Origin of the sequence: Streptomyces sp. NPDC059080 (assembly GCF_042739975.1) — a bacterium.
GTDB classification, from domain to species: Bacteria; Actinomycetota; Actinomycetes; order Streptomycetales; family Streptomycetaceae; genus Streptomyces; species Streptomyces benahoarensis.
In genome coordinates, this window is record NZ_JBHYGX010000006.1 from 177,847 (window position 1) to 179,451 (window position 1,605).

The following is a 1,605-nucleotide window of genomic DNA, read 5'->3' on the forward strand; positions in this document are numbered from 1 at the left end:
GCGCGTCCCCTCCGCCGGGCTGCGCCCACCCGCGCCGGCTGCCGCCCCGGGGTGGTGGGGGGCGGGCGGCCGGGCCTCTGCGGGCGGGGCTGCGGTCAGCCGAAGGCGGACGCCCCGGGACGCTCAGCGGCCGGCGAGGCGGCCACCTCCTGCCCTGACGCTGCGTCTGCAGGAGCACCGGGGGCGGTATCGGTCTCCGACATGGAGGGAGCGTTGCCGTCGGCTACGGCGTCCGCGTCCGGCACGAACCGCACGCTCCGCAGAAACGGCGACAACAGCGCGCAGTAGTCCGCCCAGTGGTCGGTGTTGGGGGTGTTGAACGTCACCGTGGCGAGGGTCTGCGCCCCGGGGACGGCGTCCGGCGGTACGGGGATGAACACCTGGAGCTGGGACACGTCGAGGGCGGCGCCATCGCCGGGCGCACCGGACGCGTCCGCCGGGTCGGCCGCACCGGACGCGTCCGAGGCTCCGGTGGATATCCGCAGCGGCTCCGGCCTCCGGACCGCGAGCGCCGCCGGGCCGCACGGCAGCGCCAGGGTGCTGACCTCCGTACCGGAGTCGTGTTCGGTGAGGACGGCGCCCATGCCCGCGACCGCGGCAGCGGTGTCCCGATAGGCGAGCGGGGAGAGTCCGAGGGTCAGGGTCCCCATCGACCAGGCGCCGCGGAACCGGCCGAAGCAGGTGGCCGCGTAGCGGATGCCCGTGGCCGCGAGCAGCGCCGATGTCCTCGCGTACTCCGTGGTGAGCCGGGCGATCCGTCCGGACGGCGGACCGGCCCCGCCGTCGACTTCCAGGCGCGCTCTCACCTCGGCCTCCGCCTGTTCGGTGGAGAGCCCGGGGATGACCTCCCGGAAGACCGACGGAATCTCGAAGGCGACGCCTACCGCACTCATTCGACTCACCATGATCGCTGGACTATCGATTATCGCTGAATTGCTGCCTCGTCACCGTCCGGCCGTGGCCTGCGGGGGCGGCCCGCACGGCGGCATCGGCCGGTGGCCGATGCCGGGAGAGGGATACCGAGGTGGGGGCTGCTTCGCGGTGCCGCGTCCGTCGCGCCGGTATTTCCGCCGGAGAATTTACGGAATGGCGGGCCGGACGCGGGGAAAAGGGCACCGTGCATGAGGAGAACCGGGCGCTCCGCCAGGCCCCGGCAGGGCCGTGAGCGGGCGGCCGTCGGCCTCGTGACACGCGGGGCGCGGCGCTCAGGGAACGAGGGGAAAGGCCACGCCGCGGCGACGCATCCGGCGTTCGGCTGGATTTCTCGGCAGGTCCGGCTGCCCGGCGCCGACCGTGAAATCCCTGGAATCGAACCGGTACATCGATGACTCCCGTACGACGAACCGCGCAGCGACCGGCATTCCCGGCCGATAAAGCCATCAGAGGCTAACACGGTGATATTGCGTGCCCGTGCCCGCGTCGCTGCGCGCAACTCCCGTACGGAAGTGGGGAATTCCCCGGAATCGGGCGCCGGGGGAAATACCGGTAGAACGCGTCCGGGGGGGCGCCCCCCGCGGGGGGGGGGCCGGCCCGCGGGGGGGGGGCCACGCGGGCCCGGGGGGGGCCCGGCCCCCCCCCACCCCCAGCCCCCCAAACCCCCCCCAC

The 1,605-nt window shown here is 74.1% G+C and carries 1 protein-coding gene; it reads right to left on the minus strand.

Annotation, left to right across the window (positions count from 1 at the left end):
- Positions 1-95: 95 nt before the first annotated feature.
- Positions 96-893: a hypothetical protein gene (locus ACFWWQ_RS07090; protein ID WP_384591418.1), complete on the minus strand. Its 798-nt coding sequence runs from the start codon at positions 891-893 to the stop codon at positions 96-98.
- Positions 894-1,605 lie beyond the last annotated feature (712 nt).

What these genes read in the sequence shown, in the direction of transcription:
- ACFWWQ_RS07090 (WP_384591418.1), bottom strand. Translation starts at nt 893, where the DNA reads ATGAGTGCGGTAGGCGTCGCCTTCGAGATTCCGTCGGTCTTCCGGGAG.